Here is a 26258-nt window from a genome sequence, read left to right on the forward strand (position 1 = left end):
AAATCCTTCCCTGATATGACGCTAAAGACAATAAGTGTGGCGTTCATCTGATTGATCATCATATTGCTCATCCTGCCATCAGGCCAGCCGCTGACCTGCGGGGACGGGGGCGCACGACGATCCGGTCACGGTGCCATCGCGACGACGGCCGGGCCGGTGCCCGTCAGTCGGCCAGCGCCTTCGTCGCCGCCGCGAGCTGGGCCTCGATGCTCTTCCTGGCTTCCGCCATGGCAGCGGCATTGTCCTTAATCGCCTGCTCCTCGTAGCCGAAGTCCACCGTGTACCAGACGCCCACCACATTGGCCTGGCTCCGGCAGGCCGAATCCGCGGTGGCCACCTGCAGTTCCGGCTGCGTCGGCATGGGGGTCCTGGACCATTCCGGATCGCCCGACGCCGCCAGCGGATCGGGATAGTCGTAGCCGTCGGCCTTCATGCAGGACGACCACTTGGCGAAGGTCGCACGGGTGCGTGCATCGTCCCGGGAATTCTTCAGCGTCTCGAACTTCAGGTCCTGGGCGACCTTGGCATCGCCCAGCTGGCCATCGACGGCCCCCGTGAGCTGCTGAGCCACCTCACCGAAGCAGCCGTGATCGGGCACCGTCTGGCCGCCGATCGACTGACCGCCCCGTCCGTACATCTGACCGGCATCCGATGATCCCGTCAGCACGATCCGCTGCTCCGCGGACGGCGCCTGCGTCCGCTCAGTCGGGGCGACCGGGCTGGGGCGGGCCCCGCCTTCGGGGTGGTAGCCCCACTTCGCCATCAACTCCGCGCTCTGACGCCCGTAGTGGCCGTCGACGCGGGTCTTCGGGGCGTCGCTGTCTCGCCGCATGGGAACGGGTGTGTGGTTGTCACTGAAACCGAAGCGCGCCAGGCAGCGTGACAGCAGCCTGTCCTGCGCGCTGCTGAGCGTCGCCAGTTGATCCGCGTTCAGGAGATAGGGGTCGAGCGGCAGTGGCTTGTCGTTGGCCGACTGGAGCACCGGTACGCCGGAGGGAGCTGCGGACGCGGATTCGAACGGTGTACTTGCCGACGGCGTGCCGGCCGATCCGGCCGGCACGCCGTCCCCGGCCCTCGGCGCCGCGCTGGAGCATCCGGCGAGGAGCAGCGGCAGTGCGGCCAGCACGATGGCGGTGGGGCGGCTGCGACGGGGCACTGGAATCTCTTTCACAACTGGCGGATGCGACGACGAGGAAAAGCGGATGAGGCGGCCACGTGCGGGCGAGCAGCAGCGTCAGGTTCGATGCGGCCCCCCGGCCCCGGCCCCGCCATCAAACGGGGCCGCGGCGACAACCCGCTATGTTCGCAGGCCCGTTGGTGTGCGGTCTGCTCCTTCACCGGCCTCGCCGCCGCGCCAATGGTCGAATTTCGTCTTTCCGTGGATCGCTTGGCATGATGTGGCCGGCCATCGGGAATCGAGATCAGCGCGTCGCCACTTAACGGGCATACAATAACGCAAGCTCCTGACGCCGTGCCAGGCGGTCTGGGGCGGTCACGGCCGGCGTATTCACGAAGCACGGCTGATGAGCCCGCATTCTCGGTGGGATATCGGAAGAATACCGGCACGGCTCCCGCGATCGAACCTTCGATCTCCTCGATCTCCGTTCTACGTCACCGCCTTGTGGCCGCTGTCCGAATAGCCAGCGCCGATGCCGGGCGCACCGGCCGACACGACACCAGCGTCTTCTGTTCGGCGGCCTGACCGGCACCGAAGTCGCTGTCCCAGCGGCGTGGTTGGAGGGTCCGTACCGATGCCGAGCGGGCCGGGCCCCGGCGTCGACGACGGGTCCCCGCCCCGGCCGATCCGGGCCGCCGGGAGTCCGTGCAAGGTCATTGCTGGTCGGCGAGACGGCGGGTTAGCTTCACTCCTGCACCACCCGTCCCGTACCAGCCCGGCCGGCACTCCGTTCCCGGCCGGGTCCCGCACCCGGATGATGTGGAGAGCACATGGCTCGAATAGGTTCCTTACTCCGGCTCGGCCTGGCCGCACCGATCGTGCTGTCGCTGACCGCCTCGCTCGGAGCCCTGCCCGCGCCGGCCTCGGCGGCGCCCCGGGCGCGGTCCGCCGCGCAGGCCGAGGGCGCGAACTCCCTGGCGTACGTCGTCAACACCAGGACCGACCGTCACACGATCGCAGCGGTGCAACGGGCCGTCGCCGCGGCCGGCGGCACCATCGTCGTCACCTACGACGGGATCGGCGTCATCGTCGCCCACTCGGCGACCCCCGACTTCGCCGAGCGCATGCGCGCGGTGCCCGGGGTGCAGTCGGCGGGTGCCACCCGGACCGCGCCGCTGAGCCCGGCGGGGGCGGTCGACGCGGGCTCGGTGCGGCGCCTCTCCGAGGCCGAGGCCGCGAGCATCGCGAAGGCGTCCGGCGGCGGCGCCGAGCCCCTCGAAGCCGAGCAGTGGGCCCTGCGGGCGATCGGCGCGGACCAGGCCGCGAGGATCAACCCGGGCAGCGCGGACGTCACGGTCGCCGTGATCGACACAGGCGTCGACGACACCCACCCGGACCTCGCCCCGAACTTCTCCCCCTCGCAGTCCGCGAGCTGCGCCAGCGGCAAGGCCGACACCACGTACGGCGCCTGGCGGCCGGTGGACCCGGACTACTTCCACGGCACCCACGTGGCGGGCACGATAGCCGCGGCCCGCAACGGCATCGGCGTCGCGGGCGTGGCGCCCGGGGTGAAGGTCTCCGGCATCACGGTCTCCCAGCCCACCCCGCGCCAGCTGATCTACGCCGAGAGCGTCGTCTGCGCCTTCGTGTTCGCCGCCGACCACGGCGTGCAGATCACCAACAACAGCTACTACGTGGACCCGTGGCAGTACAACTGCCTGGACGACCCCGACCAGAAGGCCATCATCGACGCGGTCGACCGCGCCCAGCTCTACGCCCGGCGCAAGGGCACCCTCAACGTCGCCGGGGCCGGCAACGCCAACCACGACCTGGCCTCCGACGGCTTCACCGACGGCGGCAGCCCCAACGACTCCACCCCGGCGAGCCGCACGGTCGACCCGCACAAGTGCTGGGACCTGCCCGCGCAGCTGCCGGGCGTCGTCACGGTCGGCGCGACCGGCGCCAAGGGCACGAAGGCGTACTACTCCAACTACGGCCTCGGCGTGATCGACGTCGCCGCGCCGGGCGGGGACCAGTACCAGGCCTCGGACACCCCGTCCGGCTCGGGCGGCGTCCTGTCGACGCTGCCGAACAACCGGTACGGCTACGAGCAGGGCACCTCCATGGCCACTCCCCACGTCTCGGGCGTGGCCGCGCTGCTGAAGTCCGCCCATCCGAACGCGACGCCGGAGCAGTTGCAGGCCATGCTCAAGGCCCAGGCGGACAACCCGGGATGCCCGACCGCCCCGGCCGCAGGGAACGGCGGGACCGCCGGGACCGACGGGACCGGCGCCGGCACCGCGGACGCCATCTGCGCGGGCGGCAAGCGCGTCAACGGCTTCTACGGCCACGGCGTCGTCAACGCGCTGCGCGCCGTCAAGTAGCCGGTACCGCCCGATCGGAGGCGGTGCTGCCAACGCGGGCCGGGGTGAGGACCCCGGCCCGCGCTACGGCCGCCAGCGGCCGCCGGCGAGCTCGGCCAGCGCCTGCGCGAGGTCCGGCGGCAGTGCCCGGCCGATGCCCATGGACTGCACCAGGTACCACCCGTCCGTCCCCCGGTAGCGCTCCGGGGGAACGGGCGCGCCCGGCCGCAGCCGGACGTGGAGACCGTGGGTGCGGACGTCACGGCCGCGGACGTACACCCGGCGGACGGCCACCTCGTCCACGTCGCGCCACTCGTAGCGGCACCGGTGCCTGCCCCGCCGGGCGGCGATGAACGTGTCGGTGACGTGCAGTTCGATCCGCCGCCGGGGCAGGAGGCTGATCAGCATCACCAGCACGCCGAGGGCGGGCAGCGCGGCTATCGGGCTCCAGGACACCAACCGGTCCCAGGTGCCGGTCACCGTGGTCCGCACCAGGTGGAGGCCCAGCAGGGCACCGATCGGGCCCCAGTGCGCGAGCATGACCGTGCGGATCCGGCCGCTGAGCAGGTACGATCCCGGCTCGCGCCGCACGGTGACGCCCCGCCAGGTCGAGGCCGGCGGCAGGGACGTCAGGCCGAGCGGGTCGGTCGCGGCCATCGTCGCCCCGCCCGACGCCATCCCGCCCGACGCCATCCCGCCCGGCGGCACCTCGCCCGACGCCGCCCCGTCCGGCGTCGCCCCGCCAGGCGCCACCCGGGGAGCGGGGATCCCCGGGCCCCCGGGACCGGTGTGGCCTCCCGGCCCGGGCCTGGCGGCCAGGTGCTGCTGGAGCCGCAGGTTGCGGAAGCGGTACGTCCCGGCGGTCCGCTGGAGCAGGCCGGCCCGGTGGGCGTCCCGCAGGAAGGTCATCAGCGGCCAGGGCAGCCGGCCCGCCAGTGCCAGCGAGCACCGCGCCAGCAGCCACCGGCTCCACGGGCTGAGCAGCAGGAACGTCGCGCCGGCCCCGCACCAGGTCGCCAGCGCGTAGGTCCAGTCCACCTGGGCGTACTGGTAGGTCCGGGCCCGCGACCAGTCCATCAGTCCGACCCCGAGGGCGAGCAGCGGCGCGAGGACGGCCGTCGTCACCAGGACCGAGGTCCGCTCCGAGCGCAGCAGCGCGTCGGGGGTCGCCGCGTCCACGGTGTCCGAGGGGGCCGCCAGCACGATCATCAGGTAGGCGGCCAGCAGCACGGCCCCCACCAGCGCGATTCCCCCCGTCGCCGGTGCCAGGAGCTGGCACAGGCCCAGGGCGAGGATCACCGGCGGCCCGCCGATCACCACCGTGAGCCGCCAGGCCCGGCCCAGTCTCCCGTTGCGGCCGGCCGAGCGGAGGGCCCTGGCGAAGCGCAGCGGATCGGCCCGCCGCCGGGGCGTCGAGGCCTCGTCCCCGAACCACGCCTGCCCGGCCGTCCGGACCGCCCCCGCGAGGGCCACGCCGAGGCCGACGCCGACGCCGAGGCCGACGGGGTGGCGGGGGCCCACGGACCGCAGCAGCAGGTCGAACACCACCGACAGGGCGATCCCCACCGCGATCAGCGCGGGCGCCGCCAGCACCCGCGGCAGCGGTGCGCCGAACAGCCGCCACCAGGCCAGTTCGGCGGTCTGCTGGCGGTTCATCAGCCGGGCGAGGAAGGAGAGCCAGGCCCGCGCCCGGTCCGGTTCCCACCGCCGGGGCGGATGCAGCCGGTCGGGCGCCGGCGGCAGCGGCGGGAAGGACGCGGGCACGATCCGGTCGAGCAGGTGCTGTTCCACCTGCCAGGCCGTCGCGAAGCGCCCGCGATCCACCAGCTCGCCCGGGTCCGCCGGCGCCCACTCGTAGCCGCGCCGCAGCAGCCACACCATCAGCGGCGTCGACAGCGCCCGGCTCACCGGGCCGTCGGGCGCCGAGCGTAGTTCGTGGAGCAGCGGCGCCCACTGCGCGGCGCGCGAGGGCTGCCGGGCGCGGTGCAGGTAGGACGCGACGTCGGCCGGGTCGAGCGGCAGTGCCTCGATCGCCGAGTCCACCCGCAGCACGTCCCGCTGGGTCGCCACCAGCTCGCGGTAGGGCTCGGTCCGGCAGATCAGCACCACCCCGCCCTCCTGGCCCAGCTGGCGCCCGAGGGCGCCGAGCACGGCGATCCGCCGGTGTTCGGGCAGCTCGTCGAGGCTGTCCAGGACGGGCAGCAGTCGGCGTTCGCTCACCAGCCGGCGGGCGGGGTGGAGCCCGTCCACCCGGGGCAGACCGGGGTGGTCCTCGGTGATCCGGCCGATCAGCCAGTCGTGGAAGTTGACCCGCTCGGCGTCCCAGGACTCCAGCGAGAGCATGACGGGCACCGGGACGTCCTCGCCGCGGGTGAGCCGGCGGGCGAGCAGTTCCAGGGTGAGCAGCACGGCGAGGGTCGTCTTGCCCGCGCCGGCCCCGCCGAGGATCAGCAGGCGGCGGCGGTCGAGTCCGAGCAGGGCCCCCGCCATCGTGCCGACCCGGTCACCGCGCCCGCCGAGCTCCGTCCCCGGCCCGAGCGCGGTACGGCTGTGCACCCAGCGGACGGCCAGCGGTTCGGGGTCGGCCATGTCCCAGGCGTCGGCCTCGGCCCGCCACTGGTACAGCAGGCTGCGGGCGAGCCGCTCCTCGGCGAGGCCGAGCGGTGTCGGCGGCGGCTCGGCGCGGGGCGGCACGGTGAGGTGCAGCTCGCCGTTGAGCACGCCAACCTGCACCAGGTAGTGGACCGTGCTGTCGGTGACGACGTTGCGGATGCCGGTGGGCCCGTGGCCGGGTTCTGATGCCGTCACTCCCCGGCTCCACCCCCTGTGTCGACCCTGCCGGCGACTTCCTTTCTACCAGCGGCGCCGCGATTTGTTCGACGGTCCGTCAGTTCCGGCCGGGGTCGAGGAGGGCGACCGGGACGGACGGCGCGGCCCGGGGTCCGAATACCTTTCGCCATCAAGTTTTCATCAGCGAAACCGTTGTCCTGTCATGTTTTCGCGCTTATGGTGAGGCCCGGCCCGTCACCCCCGGAACCGCCCCGCACGACCCGCACGACCCGCATGACCCACATGACCCGCACGACCGCGCAAGGAGAAACCGTGCCCTCCGCCCACCGCACCACCCTGCCCGAGGACTTCCTCTGGGGAGCCTCCACCGCCGCCCACCAGACCGAGGGCGGGAACACCAACAGCGACTGGTGGCTGATGGAGCAGAGCACCTCCGGTGGCCTCCGCGGCCTCATCAAGGAGCCCAGCGGTGACGCCTGCGACAGCTACCACCGCTGGCGCGAGGACATGGACCTGCTCGCCGGACTCGGCTTCACCGACTACCGGTTCAGCATCGAGTGGGCCCGGATCGAGCCCGCCCCCGGGCAGTTCTCCCAGGCGGCCATCGCCCACTACCGCCGCATGGTGGAGGGCGCCCACGAGCGAGGCCTGCGGCCGATGGTGACCCTGCACCACTTCACCTCGCCCCGCTGGTTCGCCGGGCGCGGCGGCTGGCTCGCCGCCGACTCCGGCGAACTCTTCGCCCGCTACGCCGAGGCCGCGGCGCCGGTCTACGCCGAGGGCGTCGACCACGTCTGCACCGTCAACGAGCCCAACATGGTCGCCCTCAAGGTCCCGCTGTTCGACCTGATGCTCGGCAAGGCCGACGCGGCCGGGCTCTCCCTCCCGACCGCCGGCCTCCCGGCGCCGGACGAACGGGCCACCGAGGCCCTGATCCGGGCCCACCGGCTGGCCGTCGAGGCGGTCAAGTCCCGGGCCCCGCACGTGCGGACCGGCTGGTCGGTGGCCAGCCAGGTGAGCCACGCGCTGCCCGGCGGCGAGGCCGCCCGCGAGGCCTACCTCCGTCCGCTGGAGGACGTCTTCCTGGAGGCCGCCCGCAGCGACGACTGGCTCGGCGTGCAGGCCTACACCCGTACCCTGATCGGCCCCGACGGACCGCTTCCGGTGCCCACGGACGCCGAACGCACCCTCATGGGCTGGGAGTTCTACCCCGGCGCGCTCGGCGACGCGCTGCGGCACACCGCCGCCACCGCGCCCGGCGTGCCGCTGATCGTCACCGAGAACGGCATCGCCACCGCCGACGACACCCGCCGCGTCGCCTACACGGCGGGCGCGCTGGAGGGCATGGCCGCCGCGATGGCCGACGGCGTCGACGTGCGCGGCTACTTCCACTGGAGCGCCCTGGACAACTACGAGTGGGGCAGCTTCGCCCCCACCTTCGGCCTGATCGCCGTCGACCGGGAGACCTTCGTCCGCACCCCCAAGCCCTCCGCGATCTGGCTCGGCGCGGCCGGCCGCAGCCGTTTCCTGCCCGTCGCCATGCCCTGAGACCCCTGCCCACCGTTCCACCCGAGCCACCGCACCGGGCCTCCCCGTCCGCCCCGCAGCCGCAGCGGCAGCCGCAGCCGCAGCCGCCGACGCGCCGGTCGGGCGGGCGAGCAGCTGATGCCCTCGCCGCGCCCACCGGGCGTTAGCATCCACACAGCCGCGGCCTGACGGCCCGGACCACATGGAACGGAAGGCGGAGACTGCCATGGGAGTCGAGATCCAGGTCGAGCCCTTGGGCGACCACGAACACCTGGTCCGGGTCCGCGAGGGGGCCGCCGAGGCCGAGACCAGGATCAGGGTCACCGACGGCATCCTTGGCCTGCCGCAGATCGCCGACGCCCACGTCGACGACACCAGGATCATCCACGAGACGGTGGCCTTCCTCGTCGAGCGCCAGCCCGTCATCGACATCCCGCCGATGATCGACCTCGACGACCTCGCGGACGCCTACGGCTCCCCCTACCTGGACTTCCTCAGCCACCGCCTCACCGCTCGGTAGCCCCCCGGCGGACGGCCGACCGGCGGGGGCCTCGGGCAGGGGACGGCGAGGCAGGCGGGGCGAGGTTGACGGCCGCGCCCAGGAGGTAGGCGGTACCCCAGGACCGCCGTACGCCCCTGGGAGGCCACCGTGTTCACCGACGCTTCGACCACCGCGGGCAAGGCCGTCCTCGACGGCCGCTACCCAGGCCTGGACGAACTCGCCGACAGCGCACACCACTTGGCCGCCCGGCACCCGGACCGCTGCTCCGTGCGCACGCTCGGCACCTCCCGCGCCGGGCGCCCCCTGCCGCTGCTGACCGTGGGCCGCGGCGACGACCACGTGCTGGTCGTCGCCGGCGCCCACGCCGACGAGTTCTCCGCCCGCGCGAGCATCGTCGAACTGGCCCACCGCGTCCTGGCCCGGCCGGCCACCCGCTCCGCCGTCACCTGGAACTTCCTGCTCTGCCTCGACCCCGACGGCGCGCACCTCGCCGAGGACAGCCGGCACGCCCGCACCCTGCCCGAGTACTTCGCGACGTTCTTCCGCCCCGCCGCCGAGGAGCAGCCCGAATGGGCCCCGGCGGTCGGCGTCGACCTGCCCGAGAGCCGCGCCGTCCTCGACCTGATCGACGAACTCCGGCCCCGCCTCCAGTTCTCCCTCCACTCCACCGACGTCGGCGGCACCTTCGTCCAGACCACCCGCGACCTGCCCGGCCTCGCCGCGCCCTTCGCCGAGTCCGCCGCCGCCCTCGGCATCCCCGTCGACTCCGGTTCCTTCGACACGTTCCGGCTGCGCGAGCCCGGACCCGGCGTGTTCGTCATGGACCCCGACGACATCGACCGCCAGGAGAGCACCACCGGCATGCTCACCGCCCCCGGCGGCCCGGCGGCCGGCGAGCGGGGCTCCACCGCGACGGATTCCACCGCGCCCGGCTCCACCGCGCCCGACTCCACCGGCCCGGGCGTCCTGGCCACCCCCTGGTTCGCCCCCCGGCGCCACGGCGGCGACACCCTCATCGTCGAAGTCCCCCTCTGGGCCGCCCACCCCGACCCGGCCCGCCCGGCCCCCGACGCCCGCGCCCACCTGAGCGCCTGCGCCGACCGGCTGCGCCACCACGGCCACCTGATCACCGAACTCCTCGACGCCGCCGGCCCCCACCTCCCCGACTCGCCCCTGCTGCGCGCCGCCCGCACCCCGCTGACCGCCCTACGCGAACTCTCCGACCAGTGGGACCCGAGCGCCGGCGGAGAACGCCTCCTGCGGCCCGGCCTTCTGACACAGGCCCGCCTCGACGGCATCGACCTGTGGTCCCACCGCCTACCGGTGCGCACCGCCGCCCTGCTGCGCCGCGCCCTCGGCCCGGCCGACGGGCGCACCGCGCCGGCGGCCGGGCGACTCGACGCCCTGCTGAGGGAGTGGACGGACGCGTACGAGCGGCGCTTCCGCCCCACCTGGATCCCGGTGGCACACCAGGCGGCCCATCAGGCGAACACCGTCCTCGCGGCGGTGGAACTCGGCCTGCACGCGGCATGACCAGGCCCGCGAGACCCGGGGCCGCCCCCGGACCGAACCGGCGGGCTGTCAGTGACCACCGCTATGTTCCTCACCAGAAGCGCCGCCGAGCGGCGTTCATCCCCAATCCTGAGGAGACGGTGTGCTTTCGCCTGCCTGGGAGCATTCGAGTACGGCCCGGGTGGTCCCGCCCGCGCGCCCCCGCAAGCTCGCCAAGGTCCCGTTCGTGGAGCTGGCCGACGGACGCCTTCAGGGCGTGGTGTCCAGCGGTTCGGACATCAGCCGGGTCTACGTGTCCGCCATCGCCGCCGGCAGCCACGAGTTCTCGTGCAGCACCAACAACAACCGGCCCTGCGGCGGCCTGCGCGGCGGCTTCTGCAAGCACCTGGTCACCCTGGTGGACGACGCGGTGCTCCAGTTCGGCGGCGAGCGCGTCGCCCGCTACCTGCGGATCGACGCCGGCACCGAGGAGGCCGCCGAGGCCCCCGGCGCCGCGGACCTCACCCGCGCCATGGCCGCCGCCCACCCGGTCAAGGCCGAGACCTCCCCGGCCCCGGCGGTGTTCGCCCGCTTCCTGAACCACCTCCGGTACCTGGAGTTCGAACCGGTCACCACGCCCGTCCCGGAGCTGCACTGGTTCCCGACGACGCGGGCGGTGGCGTGATGCGCGTCGACCTCCTCTCCTCCCCGATCGGCGGCCTCGACGAGGCCCTCGCCGTCGTCGACGCCTTCGACCGGGTGCTGACGGACGGCCTGCTGCGCCCCCAGCCCGCCCAGGCGGAGGCGCTCGGCGACCTCGCGGCGGCCCTCGCGGCCTCCCCGCTGTCCGCCCTCGTCACCGAGGCCGTGGACAAGGCCCGCGCCGGCACCGCGGACGAGGACCACCTGCTCGCCCTGGCCGCTGCCCGCACCGCGCTGCTCGGGGCGGCCCACGACGCGCTGCGCGGCGCCGTCGACGAGGCCACCGGCCGGAGCACCGCCCCGTCGCCGGCCACCGCGCCGGGCGAGCGGTGCGCACCGAACCTGCTCGCCGCGGCCCGCTCCTGGCTGGCCGACCTGGCCCGCGCCGGCTGGCACGGCCTCGACCACGACCTCGTGTCCGCCTCCGCCCCGATCGTCTCCGCGATGCTCCCGGACCCCGCGCTGCGCCGGCTCGCCCTGCTCCTCGACGGGTTCGCCGGCGAGCTGGCGGCCTCCTGCCCGGGGGCGAACCTGGAGCGCGTCCCCGCCCGGCGCTGGGCGGACCTGTGGTCACGGGCCGTGCTGCTGACGGCGCCCGGCGCCGTCGGCGCGCCCGCCGTGGAGCACGTCACCGGCCGGCTGCTGCCGCTCGGCGTCGACCTGCACGAACACGCCACCGCCGCGCAGGCGCAGGTCCACGCCGTCCTGGAGCCGTCCGACGGATCGGCGCCGCGCCTGGTCCGGGCGTCGGTGTCGGCCACCAAGCCGGACAGCGTCCTCGGCGCCGGGATCTGGCAGCTGCTGCGCCCGTGCCTGTCCCTGCTCGCCGCGCTCGGCGACGGCCTCGCGATGGAGGTGACGGACATGCCGCTCACCGCCGAGGGCGACCTGCTGTGGCGCGACGACCTCGCCCGGCCGGGCGTCAGCGCCGACCCGTTCGCGACCGCCCGCGTCGTCCTGCCCACCGCCGTGGCGGCGCCGCCCGCACCGCTGGAGCGCCACCCGGTACGGCTCGCCGAGCCCGTCTTCCTGGAGGGCTACACCGCCCGGGAGGCCGACGGCGCACCCGTCTTCGCCCTGGCCGGGCACGAGGTCGCCGTCGACACCGGCCGCCTCCCGGAGGCCGGGCCGCTCACGCCGAAGGCCGTCGCCGCCTCCACCGCGTGCATCGGCCTGCTCCGGTGGGACGCCGGGGCCTTCGTGCTCCAGCCCCTCGCCGTGGAGACCACCGTCAAGCGCCAGACCGTCGCCGTGCACGCCGGAGCGTGGGCCGGCGGCACCACCGACAAGGCGGGCGCCAAGGCGGAGAGCGCCGCCGCCACCACCGTGGCCGTGCTGAGCGAGCGCGCCGGAAAGCTGCTGCGCAAGTGAACGACCCGATACCCGCGACCCCCGGCGGCCCCGAGACCGCGAACGCCTCCCGCGACGAGAACCGCCGCCAACTCCTGTACTGGCGGCTGCTGGCCCGCCTCTTCGACCCCGCCGAGCAGCCCGCCCTGGAGTCGGCCGCCCTGGCCGTCACCGAGGACATCGGCCTGCCCGCGACCCTGCTGGACCCCCGCGTCTCCCTCGACTCCGTCGTCCAGCGCCACCCCGCGCTGGCCGCCGAGTTCGACGGCCTGATGGTCCCGCACCCCGACGCCACCGGCCGCGACCGCGCGGCCGAGGTGCGCCGCGCCGCGCTGGTCTCCAAGGTCCTCCTCAACACCTTCGCCACCGGCTCCGGCACGGTGACGGCCGGACAGCTCGCCGCCTGGCAGTCCGACGCCTCCTGGCTGGAGCGCGCCCTGGGCTGCAAGCCGGGCGGGCTGCGCACCGGAGGAGGAGGCGCCGGCACCGCTGCCGGGACCGGCACCGGCGGAGGCACCGGGAGCCCGGACCTCTCCACGCTCATCCCGCAGATCGGCCCCGAACTCGCCGGGCTCGAAGCGGACCTGGTCAAGCGCATGCACCTGCGCGAGGTCCTCGCCGACAACGCGCTCGCCTCCCGGCTTACCCCGAGCATGTCGCTGATCGAGCAGCTGCTGCGCGACAAGGACAACCTCGACGGCACCGCGCTCGCCAACGCCAAGGCGCTGATCCGGCGCTACGTCGACGAGGTCGCCGAGGTGCTGCGCACCGAGGTGGAGAAGGCGAGCGTCGGAGAGCTGGACCGCTCGGTGCCGCCCAAGCGCGTGTTCCGCAACCTCGACCTCAAGCGCACGATCGAGAAGAACCTCGTCAACTGGAGCCCGGAGGACGAGCGCCTCTACGTCGACCGCCTCTACTACCGGCAGACCGCCCGCAAGACCACGCCGCAACGGCTGATCGTCGTCGTGGACCAGTCCGGATCGATGGTCGACTCAATGGTCAACTGCACCATCCTCGCCTCGATCTTCGCCGGACTGCCCAAGGTCGACGTCCACCTGATCGCCTACGACACCCGCGCCGTCGACCTCACCCCGTGGGCGCACGACCCGTTCGAGGCGCTGCTGCGCACCGACCTCGGCGGCGGCACCGACGGCACCGTCGCCATGGCCCTCGCCCAGCCCAGGATCGCCGAACCGCGCAACACCGTCGTGGTGTGGATCTCCGACTTCTACGAGTGGCGCGGCGAGGAGCTGTTCGCCCAGATGGCCGCCGTGCACCGCTCCGGGGCGAAGTTCATCCCGGTCGGGTCGGTGACCAGCTCGGGCCGCGGCAGCGTGAACCCGTGGTTCCGCGAGCGCTTCAAGGACCAGGGCACCCCGGTGATCTCCGGCCACATCCGCAAGCTCGTCCACGAGCTGAAGACCTTCCTCACCTGACGGCGGGCGCCCGGCGTCCCGCACCCCGTATCCGAACCCGCCTGCACCCACGCAGGCCCGCCCGCACGCACGCCCAGAAAGGCGACCACATGTCCGACCTGCTCCGCGCCCCCGCCGAGATCAAGTACGCCGACGAGCTCGACTACCTCGAATCCGTCGACACCGGCCCCAAGCCGTCCACCTGGCGGCTGTCCCCCAAGATGATCCGCACGTTCGTCCTCGGCTCCGAGCGCTCCGACGGCCTGGACCGCGACATCGAGCAGAAGTGGTTCGGCGAACGCGGCATCGTCGAGCGCGCCGTCGTCACCCTGGCCTCCGACCGCGGCCTGCTGCTGATCGGCGACCCCGGCACCGGCAAGAGCTGGCTGGCCGAGCTGCTGGCCGCCGCCGTGTGCCGCAACTCCACCCAGGTCGTGCAGGGCACCGCCGGCACCACCGAGGACCACATCAAGTACTCCTGGAACGTCGCCCAGGTGATCGCCAAGGGCCAGTCCCGGGAGTCGCTGATCCCCTCCCCGATCATGACCGCGATGGAGACCGGCACCATCGGCCGGTTCGAGGAGCTCACCCGCTCCACCAGCGACGTCCAGGACGCGCTGATCTCCATCCTGTCCGAGAAGTACGTGTCGGTGCCCGAGCTCAAGGGCCCCGAGGGCACCGTGTTCGCCAAGCCTGGCTTCGCGGTCATCGCCACCGCCAACAGCCGCGACCGCGGCGTCAACGACCTGTCCTCCGCGCTCCAGCGGCGCTTCAACTTCGTGCGCATCCCCGTGGTGACCAACAAGGCCAGCGAGGCGGAGATCGTCCGCTTCCGCACCGCGGAACTGCTGCGCCGCCACCAGCTCGACCTGGACGTGCCGCCCACCCTGCTGGACGTGCTGCTGCGCAGCTTCGGCGACCTGCGCGACGCCGCCCAGCAGGCCGCCGGCGAGGACGAGAAGCTGGGGTCCGCGCTGTCCACCGCCGAGCAGATCGGCGTGCTGGAGGACGCCGTCCTGCACAGCGACTTCTTCGGCGAGCGGACGCTGACCGCCCGCTCCCTCGGCTCCTCACTGGTCGGTTCGCTCGCCCGCCGCGCCCCCGAGGACTCCGCCATCCTCACCAAGTACTTCACCGGCGTCGTCGGCCCGCGCGGCCAGCAGGAGGGCGGCGAGTGGCCGGAGTTCCACCAGGCAGGCCTCAACGCCCTCAAGGCGCTCGCGTGAACGACGTGACCACCCCGGTGCCCGCCGAGCAGGGGACCTTCGACGCGCTGCGCGCCCAGCTCCACGACGCGGCGGCCGCGTTCGCCGACGGACCCGGCGCGCTGGACGGCATCCTCCACGGCCTCGTCGACGACGTCGACCGCGCGCTGCGCGAACCGCTGGAGATCTTCCCGGTCTGCCACCACTCCCCCGCCTCCGCCACCGCCATGGCCCGCCGGCTGCGCGCCAAGCAGCCGAAGACGGTGTTCCTGGAGCTCTGCGAGGACCTGGCCCCGCTGCTCACCGAACTGCGCAACTGCCGGCTGCCGGTCGCCGTCCAGGCGTTCGCCACCCGCATCGACGGCTTCCCCGCCGACTGGGCGCCGCTGTCCGTCGTCGCGCCGATCACCGAGGCCTCCGCCGAGTACCAGGCCATCGCGTACGCGCTGGAGACCCCGGGCGTCGAACTGGTCCTCGTCGACCGCTCCTGCGACCACGTCTTCCAGTGGCAGCCCCGCGCGGAGGCCGCGCCGGGTGACGCCCCCGCCGAGCCGGACGCGACCCCGGCCGAGCCGGAGGCCGCGCTGCACGGCGACGCGGTCGGCGTCGAACTCGGCGACCTGCGGCCCCGGTTCGCCGAACTGGAGCGGCACCTGCTGCGCCACGGCAAGGTGCGGCACTGGTCGGAGTGGTGGCACCAGTACGTCGAGCTGCCGCTCGGCGACGCCGACCACGCCACCTACCGGCAGGTCATGTTCCTGATCGGCAGCCTCTTCCGCCGCCTGGCACCCGGTGACGCCGACCGGGTCCGCATCGACGAGGACCGCGAGCGGTACATGTGGACCCGCATCCGCGAGCACCTGGCCGCCACCGGCGCCGACCCGGCCGACAGCGTCTACGTCTGCGGGGCCTTCCACGCCGCCAGCCGCGTCGAGGAGTTCGGCGTCCACGGCTCCTCCGGCTCCTTCACCATCCCGGCGCGCACGGCCACCGAGTGGCAGTACGGCCTGATCCCCTCCAGCCACGCGGCGATCGAGGCCCAGTTCGGCCTGGAGGGCGGCTCGGTGTCCATCGCCGCCACCCAGTGGGAGAAGAACCTCAAGCGCACCCGTGTGCAGCCCTACCGGCTCAAGGGCCAGGCCGGCGGCAAGGCCGGCCGGGCGCGGAAGGCCGCGGCCCCCGCCCCGGCGACGGAAGCGGACGCCGCCGACATGCTGTCCGGGTTCCTGCGGCGCCCGCCCGTCCTGGACCGCCTCGACCAGGAGGAACTGCTCGGCTGGTCCGTCGAGATCGTGCGCGCCGCCCGCCGCAACGGCTACCTCGCCTCCACCGCCGACGCCATCGCCGTGTACGAGACGTCCATCCTGCTCGCCGGGATGCGCGACCGGGCCAAGCCCACCCCGTACGACTTCCTGGACGCGGCCGTCACCTGCATCGAGAAGGACCGCGTCCCCGGCCGGCGCGACGTGCGCCGCCTCGTCGAGATCATGATGGGCGGCGACCGGATCGGCCGGGTCGGCTACGAGTCCCTCCCCCCGCTCGCCCGCGACGTGCACGACCGCCTCGCCCCGCTCGGCCTCGACCTCCAGGCCCGGGGCGTCAAGCGGGCCCTGCTGGACATCAGGGCGGACCCGCGGCTGTCGGCCTGCTCGGACGTGCTGTGGATGCTGCGCCACCTGCTCCCGCACGGCGCCGCCCGCCCGATCATGGGCGAGCGCAAGCTCGGCGAGCAGCCCGTGCAGGAGTCCTGGGACCTCGCCCTCGGCACCCACCAGCGGGCCCTGATCGAACTCGGCTACGAGGGCGTCAGCCTGGAGCAGGTCCTCGAACAGCGGCTGCGCCGCGAGGCCAACGCCGCCGACGCGACCACCGCCGTGGTCCTGCGGACCGTCGAGGACGCCACGCTGCTGCTCGGCAGCCGCCGCCTCGCCGACGAACTCGGCACCCGGGCCCTGGAGGTGCTGTCCGGCGAGCGCAGCGTCGACGGCGCCCCCGAGGTGCTGCGGCGGGCGCGCAAGCTGCTGGCGTACTACCGCACCAACGAGCCGGAACTGCCGGAGTGGATCGAACGGTTCGCCAAGACCGGGTACGCGCACTACTGCACCCTGCTGCCGACGGCGTTCACCGAGGAGACGGCCACGGTGCGCCAGGTCGCGGCGACGCTCGGGTTCCTGTTCGGCATGGAGGGCCTGGCCCTGTCCCTGGGCGGCGACCGCACCCAGCTCGAACTCGCCGTCGCCCAGTCCCACCCGGAGGAACCCGCCAAGGCCGCCCTGCTGTGGGGCGCCCAGGTGCACCTCGGCCGGCTCTCCCGGCAGGAACTGCGCGAGCGCTGCGACGCGCTGCTCGGCAACCCGCTGATGCTGCCCGCCTACCCGCGCTACCTCAGCGGACTGCTGCACGCCCTGGAGCCGGTCCCGGGCCTGGTCGACATCGTCGTGGAGGCCGTCTCCAACGCCTTCGCCCGCCTGCCCGACCCCGTCCTGCTGCCGTGGCTGCCCACCCTGATCGCCACGCTGCGCACCAGCGGGACGGAGCTGGCGCCGCTGCTGACCCGCGAGGCCGGCCGGATCTTCCCCGGCCGCCTGGCCGACCTGGACACCTGGGTCCCGCCCTGGCACGCGCCGGCGCCCGCCCCCGCGCCCGCCCGGGCCGAGGCCGCCGCCGGACGGGGAGCCGACCTGCTTCTGGCCCACCGGGAGACGGCCGACGCGCTCGCGGCCCTGCTGGGCTGCGAGGGCTCCTGGGCGGCGCCGGAGGAGCCGCGGGGCGTCGCGCTGCTCGGCCGGCACCCGGAGACGGCCGCCGCCCTGGCGGCCCTGCTCGGCGCGGCGTGAACAGCGGCCGGAGCCACCCCTGTCCGGTGGCTCCGGCCGCGCCGCTCGGTCGGGCCCGGCGACGGCCGGTCAGCCGGCGTGGATCCGCGGGCTTCGCGCGTCACGGCAGCGGTGGCGTTGCCGGTGATCCGGTCCCGTGCGACGCCGGGGCGCGCTCGCCGGGAGCGCCCCGACGCGCCGCGCGGCTCGACGCCGCGCGACTCGACGCCGTCGACGGAAAGCGCTGCCGGCCGAGGTGCGCGTGGACCGCGGCTCAGCCGGGGGGCCAACCCAGGACGTAGCAGCGCAGGTCGATGTCCTCGGGCAGGGCGGGCGCGCGGCCGGGAAGGGCGACGGCGCCGACCGCGACGATGAACGTCCGGGTCACGGCGTCGCTGCCCTTCTTGGTCCGGGGGGCCTGGAAGAGCAGGTAGCGGGCCAGGAGGTAGTCCCCGGTGGTGAGTCCGGGGCCGGCCAGGAGGTCGAGGGCGGCGCGGTGCAGGGCGGCGCCGTCCCGGGGGGTGGGGGTGGCGGTGTACAGGGGGCTGCCGACGCGTTCGAGCCGGGAGGTGTCCACGCCCCGGGCCGCGTAGCGCGCGACGAGTTCGGCGTCGATGCGGCGGGCGGCCTCGCCCCGCAGCAGGCGGTTGCCGGCGATCCGCCGCCCGTCCGGCAGGAGCACCCGGTTCTGGAGGACGTCGCCCCGGACCCCCTCCGTGGCGAAACGCCGCTCGGCCAGGCGGCCGTAGCGCAGCATGGCCTCCCAGGCCGGGGTCGCCAGGCCCGCGGTGTAGGTGCGCGTGGCCTCGTCCCACCGGGCGCCCTCGCGCAGGCGGCCGACGTCGCCGAGGCGGTCGTAGTTGGTGTCGCCCTCCCGGATCGGGGTGCGGAAGCGTTCCGGGTCGAAGGGGAAGCCGTTGGGGGGAGGCGGGCCCATCGCGACGGCGAGACGGTAGCGCCAGTCGATCAGGTGGGCGTGGACGGTGGCCAGCGCGGCCACCCGGGCCGGCCCGTCCGAGGCGGCGTGCCACATCCGGGCCAGCATGCCGGCCGCTTCGGTGGCGGCCTCGGCCTGTTCGCCGGCGAAGGCACGGGCCTTGACCTGCCGGGCGGGGTCGGCGAAGCGCAGGGCGAGCGGGCTGGTGGGGAAGTCACCAGGGGTGATCCGCGCAACGGGCATGGGCCTCATCTCCTGGACGCTCGGCTTGCCACCGGGAAGACCCCAACCCCGGCCCGGTGGCGGCCGGTTCATCGTGCCATCCGCGCCCGGCTTCCACGAGTGGGCACCGCCGCAGGGGGCCGGGCCGGGCAGGCCGACCGGCACCGGTGGCCCAGGAGTACGGTCCTGGCCGGGGGCGGCTCCCGGAGCCCGCTCCCGGGCGCGGTCTCGTCCCGGGTGCGGACGAACTCCCCCGCCCGCGAATGGTCCTCTTGATCGAGGCCGCCGAACCACCGGCGCCAATCATCGGAGGGGTCCTCTCGTGTACGAGCACGCAATGCACAGCCGCTTCCCGCTCTCCCGCCGGGGCAGCCGACACCGGGTGGTGGCGGTCGTGACCGCCGTGGCCGCCGGGGTCATGACGGCCGGGGCGCTGGCACCGACCGCGGCGTTCGCGGGCGGCAGGCCGGACGGCGTCCAGTCGAGCCTGAACGCGCTGGTCAAGGACGACGGCCTGCCCGCCGCGCTCGCCTCCGTCAAGGGCCGCGACGGCCGCACCCGCACCTACACCGCCGGAGTCGGCGACCTCGCCACCGGAGCCAAGGTCCCCGTCGACGGCCAGATCCGCGCCGGCAGCAACACCAAGCCCTTCACCGCCGTCGTCGTCCTCCAGCTCGTCGCCGAGGGAAAGGTGGGCCTGGACTCCCCCGTCGACACCTACCTCCCCGGCCTGCTGCGCGGCGACGGCATCGACGGACGCCAGATCACCGTCCGTCAGCTGCTCCAGCACACCAGCGGTCTGCCCGACTACGTGGACAAGGGCTCGATCCTCACCGACCCGACGCGGTACTACGAACCGCGTGAACTCCTCGACGCGGCCCTCGCCCAGAAGGCCCACTTCGCCCCGGGCGCACGCTGGGAGTACAGCAACACCAACTACCTGATGGCGGGCCTGATCATCCAGAAGGTCACCGGGCGGCCGCTCGGCGAGGAGATCACCAAGCGCGTCATCGACCGCGTCGGCCTGCGCCACACCTCCTTCCCCACGCCGGGGGACATGAGCATCCACGAGGCACACCCCAAGGGCTACAACCGGGACGCCGACGGCTCGCTCCGCGACTACACCGAACTGGACCCGTCCTGGGGCTGGGCGGCGGGCGCCGCCGTCTCCACCACCGGCGACCTCAACCGCTTCTACGCGGCGCTGCTCGGCGGTCGCCTCCTCCCGGCGGCCCAGCTCGACCAGATGCGCACCACCGTCCCCGCCGACGAGGTCGCTCCGGGTTTCCGCTACGGGCTGGGCCTGGCGGCCCGGCCGCTGTCGTGCGGCGGCCTGTACTGGGGCCACGGCGGGACGATTCCGGGCTACTACACCGCCGGGGGCGCCACCGATGACGGCCGCGTCGCCAGCATCGCGGTGACCGTGATCCCGGGTGACGCGGCCGAGCAGCACGTGGCGGCGGCGGTGGACTCCGCCCTGTGCCGCTGACCCTCCCCAGTCGGGCCTGAGCGTCCGCACCAATACGACCGGCGGGTTCTGCGCGCACCCGCGCGCGGAACCCGCGCATCCCACCGATTGCCCACTCCGGCAGAGGAGTTCCTCCATGAACGGTTCCTCCATGAACGGTTCCTCCATGAACGAGCACGTACAGCACCACCGGACCCACCGACGTGGCCCCGGCCGGCGCGGGTTGGCGGCGGCCGTGGCCTGCCTGGCCGCCGGGGTCGTGGCGGCCACGGCCCTGGCACCGACCGCGGCGTTCGCGGGCGGCAGGCCGGACGGCGTCCAGTCGAGCCTGAACGCGCTGGTCAAGGACGACGGCCTGCCCGCCGCGCTCGCCTCCGTCAAGGGCCGCGACGGCCGCACCCGCACCTACACCGCCGGAGTCGGCGACCTCGCCACCGGAGCCAAGGTCCCCGTCGACGGCCAGATCCGCGCCGGCAGCAACACCAAGCCCTTCACCGCCGTCGTCGTCCTCCAGCTCGTCGCCGAGGGAAAGGTGGGCCTGGACTCCCCCGTCGACACCTACCTCCCCGGCCTGCTGCGCGGCGACGGCATCGACGGACGCCAGATCACCGTCCGTCAGCTGCTCCAGCACACCAGCGGCCTGCCCGAGTACATGGAGACCCCCGCGCTCCCGGACTTCACCACGATCCAGTACCGCTACTTCGAGCCCCGCGACCTCCTCGACGCGGCCCTCGCCCAGAAGGCCCGCTTCCCCGCGGGTACCAGCTGGGAGTACAGCAACACCAACTACGTCGTCGCCGGACTCCTCATCCAGAAGGTCACCGGACGGCCCGTCGGCGAGGAGATCACCAAGCGCGTCATCGACCGCATCGGCCTGCGCCACACCTACTTCCCCACACCCGGGGACACCACCCTCCACGAGGCCCACCCCCACGGCTACTACCGCGGCTCGCCGGACACGCCTCCGATCGACTACACCGAGATGGACTCCTCGGCGGCGTGGGCGGCAGGGGCGATCGTCTCCACCAACACCGACCTCAACGCGTTCTTCACCGCGCTCCTCGGCGGCCGGCTCCTGCCCCCGGCGCAGCTCGCCCAGATGCGCACCACCGTCCCCGCCGAGCTCCTGGGCCCGGGCGTCCGCTACGGGCTGGGCCTGCAGAGCAAGCCGCTCTCCTGCGGCGGCCTCCTCTGGGGCCACGGCGGGACCACCGCGGGCTACCGCTCCCGCGACGGGGTCACCGACGACGGTCGCGCCGCCGCCATCACGGTCACGGCCATCCCGGACGAGGCCGGCGTGAAGCACATGGCGGACGCGCTGGACGCGGCCCTCTGCCGCTGACGCGCGCCGCGCACCGGTCCCGGGGCGGTCCGGCCGGCCACGACGGCGGCAGCCCCACGGGCCCCGGCAGTCACGGAACACCACGACTCCGTGACCGCCGGGGCCCGCCTTGCTGCGCTTCAGCCCGCCTGGTTCGTGCGCCGGGCCTCCACCAGGCCCGACTCGTAAGCCGCGATCACCGCCTGGGCACGGTCGCGGACACTCAGCTTGGCGAAGACGCTGGTGATGTAGTTCTTGACCGTGGAGACGCTGATGCCCATCGCCGACGCGATCTCGGCGTTGTCGAGGCCGGTGGCCAGCAGCTGCCACACCTCGACCTCACGCGGCGTCAGTTCCCCCAGGTCGGAGACCGGTAGCGGCGACGGCGACCGCGGCAGGCGGGGCGTGGTGACGTACGTGGAGATCAACCGGGTGAGCAGGCGCGGCGCCACCGCCGCCTCCCCGGTGTGCACGGTGCGCACGGCCGCCGAGAGCTCCTCCGGGGAGACGTCCTTGGGCAGGAACCCGGAGGCGCCGGCGCGCAGGGCGGCCACCACGTACTCGTCCATGTCGAAGGTGCTCAGCGCCAGGACCCGGCACCCGGGCAGCTCCCGCGCGATCCGCTCGGTCGCCTGGACCCCGTCGAGGACCGGCATCCGGATGTCCATCACCACGACGTGCGGCCGGTGCCGGTGCGCGAGCTCGACCGCCCGCTGCCCGTCGTCCGCCTCGGCCACCACCTCGAACGCCGGGTCCGGTGCCAGGATCAGGGCCAGGCCCCGCCGCACCAGCGGCTGGTCGTCCGCGATCAGCACCCTGATCCGCTCCTCGGTCCCCGTCATCCGAGCCGTTCCTCTCCGTCGGCCGGCGCCACCGGCAGGCTGGCCACCACCCGGAAGCCACCACCGTCGACGCCGCCGGCCACCAAGCTGCCGCCCTGCAGCGCGACCCGTTCGCGCATGCCGATCAGACCGTACCCGGTGCGTCCCGCCCTCGGTCCGGCCGCACCGCCCGCCCCCGTCAGCGCTCCCACCACGGTGTCGGCCGGCGCGGCGGTGCCGTTGTCGGACACCTCGACCGTGACCCGGTCCGGGTGGTACGCCAGCTGGACCCGCGCCCGGGCCCGGCCGGCGTGCTTGCGGGTGTTGGTGAGGGACTCCTGGACGATCCGGAACACCGCCAGGCTGGTGCTCGGCGGCAACGGGCGCTCCTGCCCCAGGACGGCGAACTCCGTGGGCAGACCGGCCCTGCGGGACTCCTCGACGAGCCCTCCGAGGTGCCCGACACCGGGCTGCGGCGCGGACGGCGCCCCGTCCGCCTCGTCCGGCGCGTCGCCGGCCCGGAGCACGTCCAGCAGTTGGCGCATCTCGCGCAGCGCCGTCCGCCCGGAGCGCTCCAGCGTGACCAGGGCCTCGCGCACCACCTCGGTGTCACCCCCGAGGTTCGCTCTGGCACCGCCGGCCATCAGCTGCATGGTGGTGATGTGATGGGCCACGATGTCGTGCAACTCCCGTGCGATGCGGCGCCGTTCCTGTGCCACCGCGCGGTCGGCCAGCAGACCGCGCCTGACCTCCATCTCGTGCTGCCAGCGCTTCAGCACCTCGGCCGCGACGACGACCAGCGCCGCCGCGAGCAGGTTGACCGCCACGTCCCCCGCCGGAGGGGGCAGCGGATGCCCCTGGCCCAGCAGTGGCACCCCGGCTGCCAGCAGGGCGGCCGGCGCCGCCACCGCGATGCCGCGGGAGCGGGCCACGGCGAACAGCGCGACGCACAGCGTGCAGTTGAAGTGCTGCGGCACCGGCCCGCTCAGGTTCAGCGCCAGGCCGAGGACCAGCACACCCGCCAGTGACGCCAGTGGGTAGCGGCGCCTGGTCAGCAGCGGCATGGCCGCCAGCACGAGCAGGACCAGCGCGGTCAGGGAGACCGGCCGGCTTCCGTCCGGACCGCCGATCGTGTAGCCGAGGAGGTCCAGGACGGCCGCCCCGACGGCCAACAGCGCGTCACTGGCCGTCCAGGGCAGGCCGTCGGCGCTCGGCGACGGCGGCAGGGGCCGGTGGTGCGTCGACATGCTGGTGCTGGTCCTCTCCGTGGCCGGTCGACGCCGGCCTTCGCCGGTTCACCGCGACCGTCATCCGTCATCTGTCATCTGTCATCACGTGCCACGGTGTGGGCCGTGGGCCGTGGGCCGTTCCCGCAACGGCCCGCGGTCCCCGGGGGGACGGCGTCCGCGGCCCATTCTCGCAACGGCTCCCGGCCCCGGGCAGGCACCCGGGACCGATCCCCGACCAGGCCCCTGGTCCTGGTCGGGGCCGTCGACCGGGCCCGGGTCCTGACGGTGTTCTCCTCCCCCGCTCGGACGAGAACGCCCGGTGCGCCGTGATGCGCTGGAGACGTGCCGGAACCCCCCGGCCACAGCACCACAGCCGGAGGACATCGTGATCCGCGCCCTGACCGGATTCTCCACCAGGAATCCGTGGAAGGTGATCGCCGTATGGTCGGTCCTGGGAGTACTCCTGACCGTCCTGAGCCAGACCCTGATCTACCGGGTGACCCAGACCCAGACGGCCGACTTCCTGCCGAAGAGCTACGACTCGGCCGCCGCCGCGAGGATCGCCCACGACCGCTTCGGGACGAAGCCCGACGCCAACCCGGTGACCGTCCTGGTCGCGCGGACCGACGGCCGGCCGCTAACCCCCGCGGACCGGGAGCAGATCGACGCCGGGGCGAATCGCCTGAGCCGCCTCAAGGTCACCATGCCCAAGCCCGAGGACGCGGCGCCCTTCCAGCGGGACTACTCGCAGATCCCCCAGGTCGGCCCGGCCATGGCGGCACCTGACGGAACCTTCGAGCTGCTCACCGCCAACCTGACCGGAAACCCCGCCGACCCGGGCCTGGAAAGCACCTTCCGGGCGTTCCGGGACAGCGCCCGGGCGGAGTTCGCCGCCCAGGGCCTGCGAACCGGCTTCACCGGCCCGCTCGCGGACCAGGTCGACTCCGCCGACGACGGGAAGACCCTCGCGACCATCGCCTCCACCGGCTCCGTCGCCCTGATCGTGCTGCTCCACGTCCTCGTGTTCCGCAGCGTCCTGGCCGCCCTGCTGCCGCTGATCGCGGTGGCCCTCGTCAGCGGCGTGGCCGGCGGCGCGGTCGTGGGCACCGCGCTGCTCACCGGCATCAAGCTCGACCCCTCCGTACCGAGCCTCATCGGCGTGGTGCTCCTGGGCATCGGCATCGACTACTTCCTGTTCCTGATGTTCCGCTTCCGCGAGCAGCTTCGGGCCCGACCCGACCGCCACCACCGCTCCGCCGCCGCCGAGGTCGGTCAGAAGGTCGGCACCGCGGTCACCTCGGCCGCGCTGACCATCGTCGCCGCCTTCGCCACCCTCGGGGTCGCGAGCTTCGGCCAGTTCCGGGTGCTCGGCCCGGCCGTCGCGGTCTCGGTCCTGGTCATGCTGCTGGCCAGTCTCACCCTGATGCCCGCCGTGCTCGCGGCCTGCGGACGCAAGCTCTTCTGGCCCTCTCGCGCCCTCAAGTCCGAACCCCGTGACGGCACCGCGGCCCGGTTCGCCGGCCTGGTGGCCCGCCGGCCGCTGACCGTGGTCCTCGCCTCGCTCGCCCTCCTGGGCGCCCTGGCCGGAGGGCTGGCCGGGATCAGGATGGACTACGGCCTGGGCGGCGGCCCGCGCACCGCGTCCCGGACCACCGCCCTCGAAATCTCCCGCGCCCTGCCCGCCGGCGTGGCGGACCCGACCAGCGTCTACGTCGAGACCAAGAACGCCGGCCCCCTCTCCCCCGGCGCGCTGGACGGCCTGGCCCAGCGCCTCACCCGGGTCTCCGGCGTCGGCCAGGTGGCCGAGCCGGTCCTGAGCGAGAGCCGGCAGGCCGCGCGGATCGACCTGGTCCTCACCGAGGACCCGCAGTCCCAGCGGGCCCGCGACCTGGTCTCCGGCCCGATCCGCGCGGCCGTCGCCCAGAGCACGCCCGCCGACCTGACCGCACACGTCGGCGGCACCCCGGCCGTCTTCGCCGACGTCTCCACGGCGGTCGGCCGCGACCTCAGGCTGGTCTTCCCCGTCGCGGCGGCACTGATCGGGGTGATCCTCCTCCTGCTGTTGCGCAGCCTGCTCGCACCGGTGGTCCTGATGCTCTCCGTCGGCCTCGGCTTCGCTGCCACCCTCGGCGCGGCCGCCCTGCTGTTCCAGCACGCGATGGGCAAGCCGGGCGTCGACTTCACGCTGCCCCTCGTCCTGTTCCTGTTCGTGGTCGCGCTCGGCACCGACTACAACATCCTGATCAGCGACCGGATCCGGGAGGAGATGGACCACCCCGGGCCGCCCCGGGCAGCGGTCGCGCGCGCCCTGCGGCACACCGCCCCGGCCATCGCGACGGCGGGCCTCGTCCTGGCCGGCTCCTTCGCGAGCCTCGCGGTGACCCCGCAACCCTCCACCCAGCAGATCGGCTTCGCCACCGCGCTCGGCATCCTGCTCTCCGCGTTCCTGCTGTCCATCGTGCTGGTGCCCGCCCTGGCCACGCTCCTCGGCCGCGGCCTGTGGTGGCCCCTGCGCCCCGGACGCCCCACCGGCCGGCCGGCCACCCGCCACCGGTCGGACGCCTCGCGGTCGCCGCAGTCGCAGCCCTGGTCCCCGTGGCCCGCGCCGCCGCACCAGGACGCCCACGACGCCCACCCCCGGCCGTACGCGCCGCAGGAGGACCAGGGCACCGACCTCTCCCGGGCCCGGCGGAGCCACCACTCCTAGGCTGGCGCGCTGCGGCCTTCGTCGGCGGGATCCCGGGCGCGGCGAACCCGCCTCTGCTGCGCCTGGGCCTGCCGATGACCCGGCGTGCGATCGACGCCTTCCGGGCCGCCACCGCACCGGCCTGCCTCCTGCGCGTTCCCGCCCTCGCCGCGTGCCTCGCGCAGGAGGACCGCGGGGGGGGGGGGGGGGGGGGGGGGGGGGGAGGTGGAGGGGGGGGGGGGGGGGGGGGAGAGAGAGGGGGGGAGACCCTGGCCTTTTCTGGGGGGGGTGCGCGG

At 74.2% G+C, this 26258-nt stretch carries 17 protein-coding genes; 12 read left to right on the top strand and 5 right to left on the bottom strand.

Going from position 1 to position 26258, the window contains the following annotated elements; genetic code table 11:
- Positions 1–163: 163 nt before the first annotated feature.
- The gene (locus ACZ55U_RS32935) at positions 164–1156 is read right to left on the bottom strand and encodes a hypothetical protein (protein ID WP_465532113.1); all 993 of its coding nucleotides are present in this window, start codon (positions 1154–1156) and stop codon (positions 164–166) included.
- 791 nt (positions 1157–1947) lie between these two features.
- On the opposite strand from ACZ55U_RS32935, the gene ACZ55U_RS32940 reads away from it, so the two are divergent.
- Positions 1948–3501, top strand: coding sequence for a S8 family serine peptidase (locus ACZ55U_RS32940; RefSeq protein ID WP_465532115.1), 1554 nt, complete (start codon positions 1948–1950; stop codon positions 3499–3501).
- A 63-nt stretch (positions 3502–3564) separates the two neighbouring features.
- Here ACZ55U_RS32940 and ACZ55U_RS32945 read toward each other — a convergent pair whose 3' ends face one another.
- Positions 3565–6288 (bottom strand): NACHT domain-containing protein, encoded by a 2724-nt coding sequence (locus tag ACZ55U_RS32945; protein WP_465532117.1) that lies wholly within the window; start codon positions 6286–6288, stop codon positions 3565–3567.
- 264 nt (positions 6289–6552) lie between these two features.
- Here ACZ55U_RS32945 and ACZ55U_RS32950 point away from each other — a divergent pair, with 264 nt between their 5' ends.
- The 8 genes from ACZ55U_RS32950 to ACZ55U_RS32985 all read left to right on the top strand — a co-directional run bounded on the left by ACZ55U_RS32950 (position 6553) and on the right by ACZ55U_RS32985 (position 17299).
- Positions 6553–7818: a glycoside hydrolase family 1 protein gene (locus ACZ55U_RS32950; RefSeq protein ID WP_465532119.1), complete on the top strand. Its 1266-nt coding sequence runs from the start codon at positions 6553–6555 to the stop codon at positions 7816–7818.
- 205 nt (positions 7819–8023) lie between these two features.
- Positions 8024–8317, top strand: coding sequence for a hypothetical protein (locus ACZ55U_RS32955; RefSeq protein WP_465532121.1), 294 nt, complete (start codon positions 8024–8026; stop codon positions 8315–8317).
- 129 nt (positions 8318–8446) lie between these two features.
- Complete coding sequence (locus ACZ55U_RS32960; protein ID WP_465532123.1) at positions 8447–9832, top strand: M14 family zinc carboxypeptidase; 1386 nt, start codon at positions 8447–8449, stop codon at positions 9830–9832.
- Between the two features lie 121 nt (positions 9833–9953).
- Positions 9954–10475, top strand: coding sequence for a hypothetical protein (locus ACZ55U_RS32965; protein ID WP_465532125.1), 522 nt, complete (start codon positions 9954–9956; stop codon positions 10473–10475).
- Entirely contained in the window at positions 10445–11863 is a 1419-nt protein-coding gene (locus ACZ55U_RS32970; RefSeq protein ID WP_465532145.1) for a hypothetical protein, read from the top strand. The genes ACZ55U_RS32965 and ACZ55U_RS32970 overlap by 31 nt, the downstream gene beginning before the upstream one ends.
- Complete coding sequence (locus tag ACZ55U_RS32975) at positions 11860–13278, top strand: VWA domain-containing protein (protein ID WP_465532127.1); 1419 nt, start codon at positions 11860–11862, stop codon at positions 13276–13278. The genes ACZ55U_RS32970 and ACZ55U_RS32975 overlap by 4 nt, the downstream gene beginning before the upstream one ends.
- An 89-nt stretch (positions 13279–13367) precedes the next feature.
- Positions 13368–14483, top strand: a complete 1116-nt coding sequence (locus tag ACZ55U_RS32980) for an ATP-binding protein (protein ID WP_465532129.1) — start codon at positions 13368–13370, stop codon at positions 14481–14483.
- Positions 14480–17299 carry a DUF5682 family protein gene (locus tag ACZ55U_RS32985; protein WP_465532131.1) on the top strand — a complete coding sequence of 940 codons (2820 nt, stop codon included), beginning with the start codon at positions 14480–14482 and terminating at the stop codon, positions 17297–17299. The genes ACZ55U_RS32980 and ACZ55U_RS32985 overlap by 4 nt, the downstream gene beginning before the upstream one ends.
- 253 nt (positions 17300–17552) lie before the next feature.
- Here the strand turns inward: ACZ55U_RS32985 and ACZ55U_RS32990 are convergent, their stop codons facing one another.
- Positions 17553–18458, bottom strand: coding sequence for a hypothetical protein (locus ACZ55U_RS32990; protein ID WP_465532133.1), 906 nt, complete (start codon positions 18456–18458; stop codon positions 17553–17555).
- Between the two features lie 316 nt (positions 18459–18774).
- Between ACZ55U_RS32990 and ACZ55U_RS32995 the strand changes: the two genes are divergently transcribed.
- Both ACZ55U_RS32995 and ACZ55U_RS33000 read left to right on the top strand, forming a co-directional pair.
- Positions 18775–19926 carry a serine hydrolase domain-containing protein gene (locus ACZ55U_RS32995; protein WP_465532147.1) on the top strand — a complete coding sequence of 384 codons (1152 nt, stop codon included), beginning with the start codon at positions 18775–18777 and terminating at the stop codon, positions 19924–19926.
- A 145-nt stretch (positions 19927–20071) separates the two neighbouring features.
- Complete coding sequence (locus ACZ55U_RS33000; RefSeq protein ID WP_465532135.1) at positions 20072–21247, top strand: serine hydrolase domain-containing protein; 1176 nt, start codon at positions 20072–20074, stop codon at positions 21245–21247.
- A gap of 119 nt (positions 21248–21366) precedes the next feature.
- Here ACZ55U_RS33000 and ACZ55U_RS33005 read toward each other — a convergent pair whose 3' ends face one another.
- Positions 21367–22068: a response regulator transcription factor gene (locus ACZ55U_RS33005; RefSeq protein WP_465532137.1), complete on the bottom strand. Its 702-nt coding sequence runs from the start codon at positions 22066–22068 to the stop codon at positions 21367–21369.
- Positions 22065–23294: a sensor histidine kinase gene (locus ACZ55U_RS33010; RefSeq protein WP_465532139.1), complete on the bottom strand. Its 1230-nt coding sequence runs from the start codon at positions 23292–23294 to the stop codon at positions 22065–22067. Before ACZ55U_RS33010 ends, ACZ55U_RS33005 begins: the two co-directional genes overlap by 4 nt.
- Positions 23295–23661: 367 nt before the next feature.
- Here ACZ55U_RS33010 and ACZ55U_RS33015 point away from each other — a divergent pair, with 367 nt between their 5' ends.
- Positions 23662–25983, top strand: coding sequence for an MMPL family transporter (locus ACZ55U_RS33015; protein ID WP_465532141.1), 2322 nt, complete (start codon positions 23662–23664; stop codon positions 25981–25983).
- The last annotated feature ends 275 nt before the right edge of the window (positions 25984–26258 follow it).

It is taken from the genome of Kitasatospora sp. NPDC034533 (genome assembly GCF_055575155.1).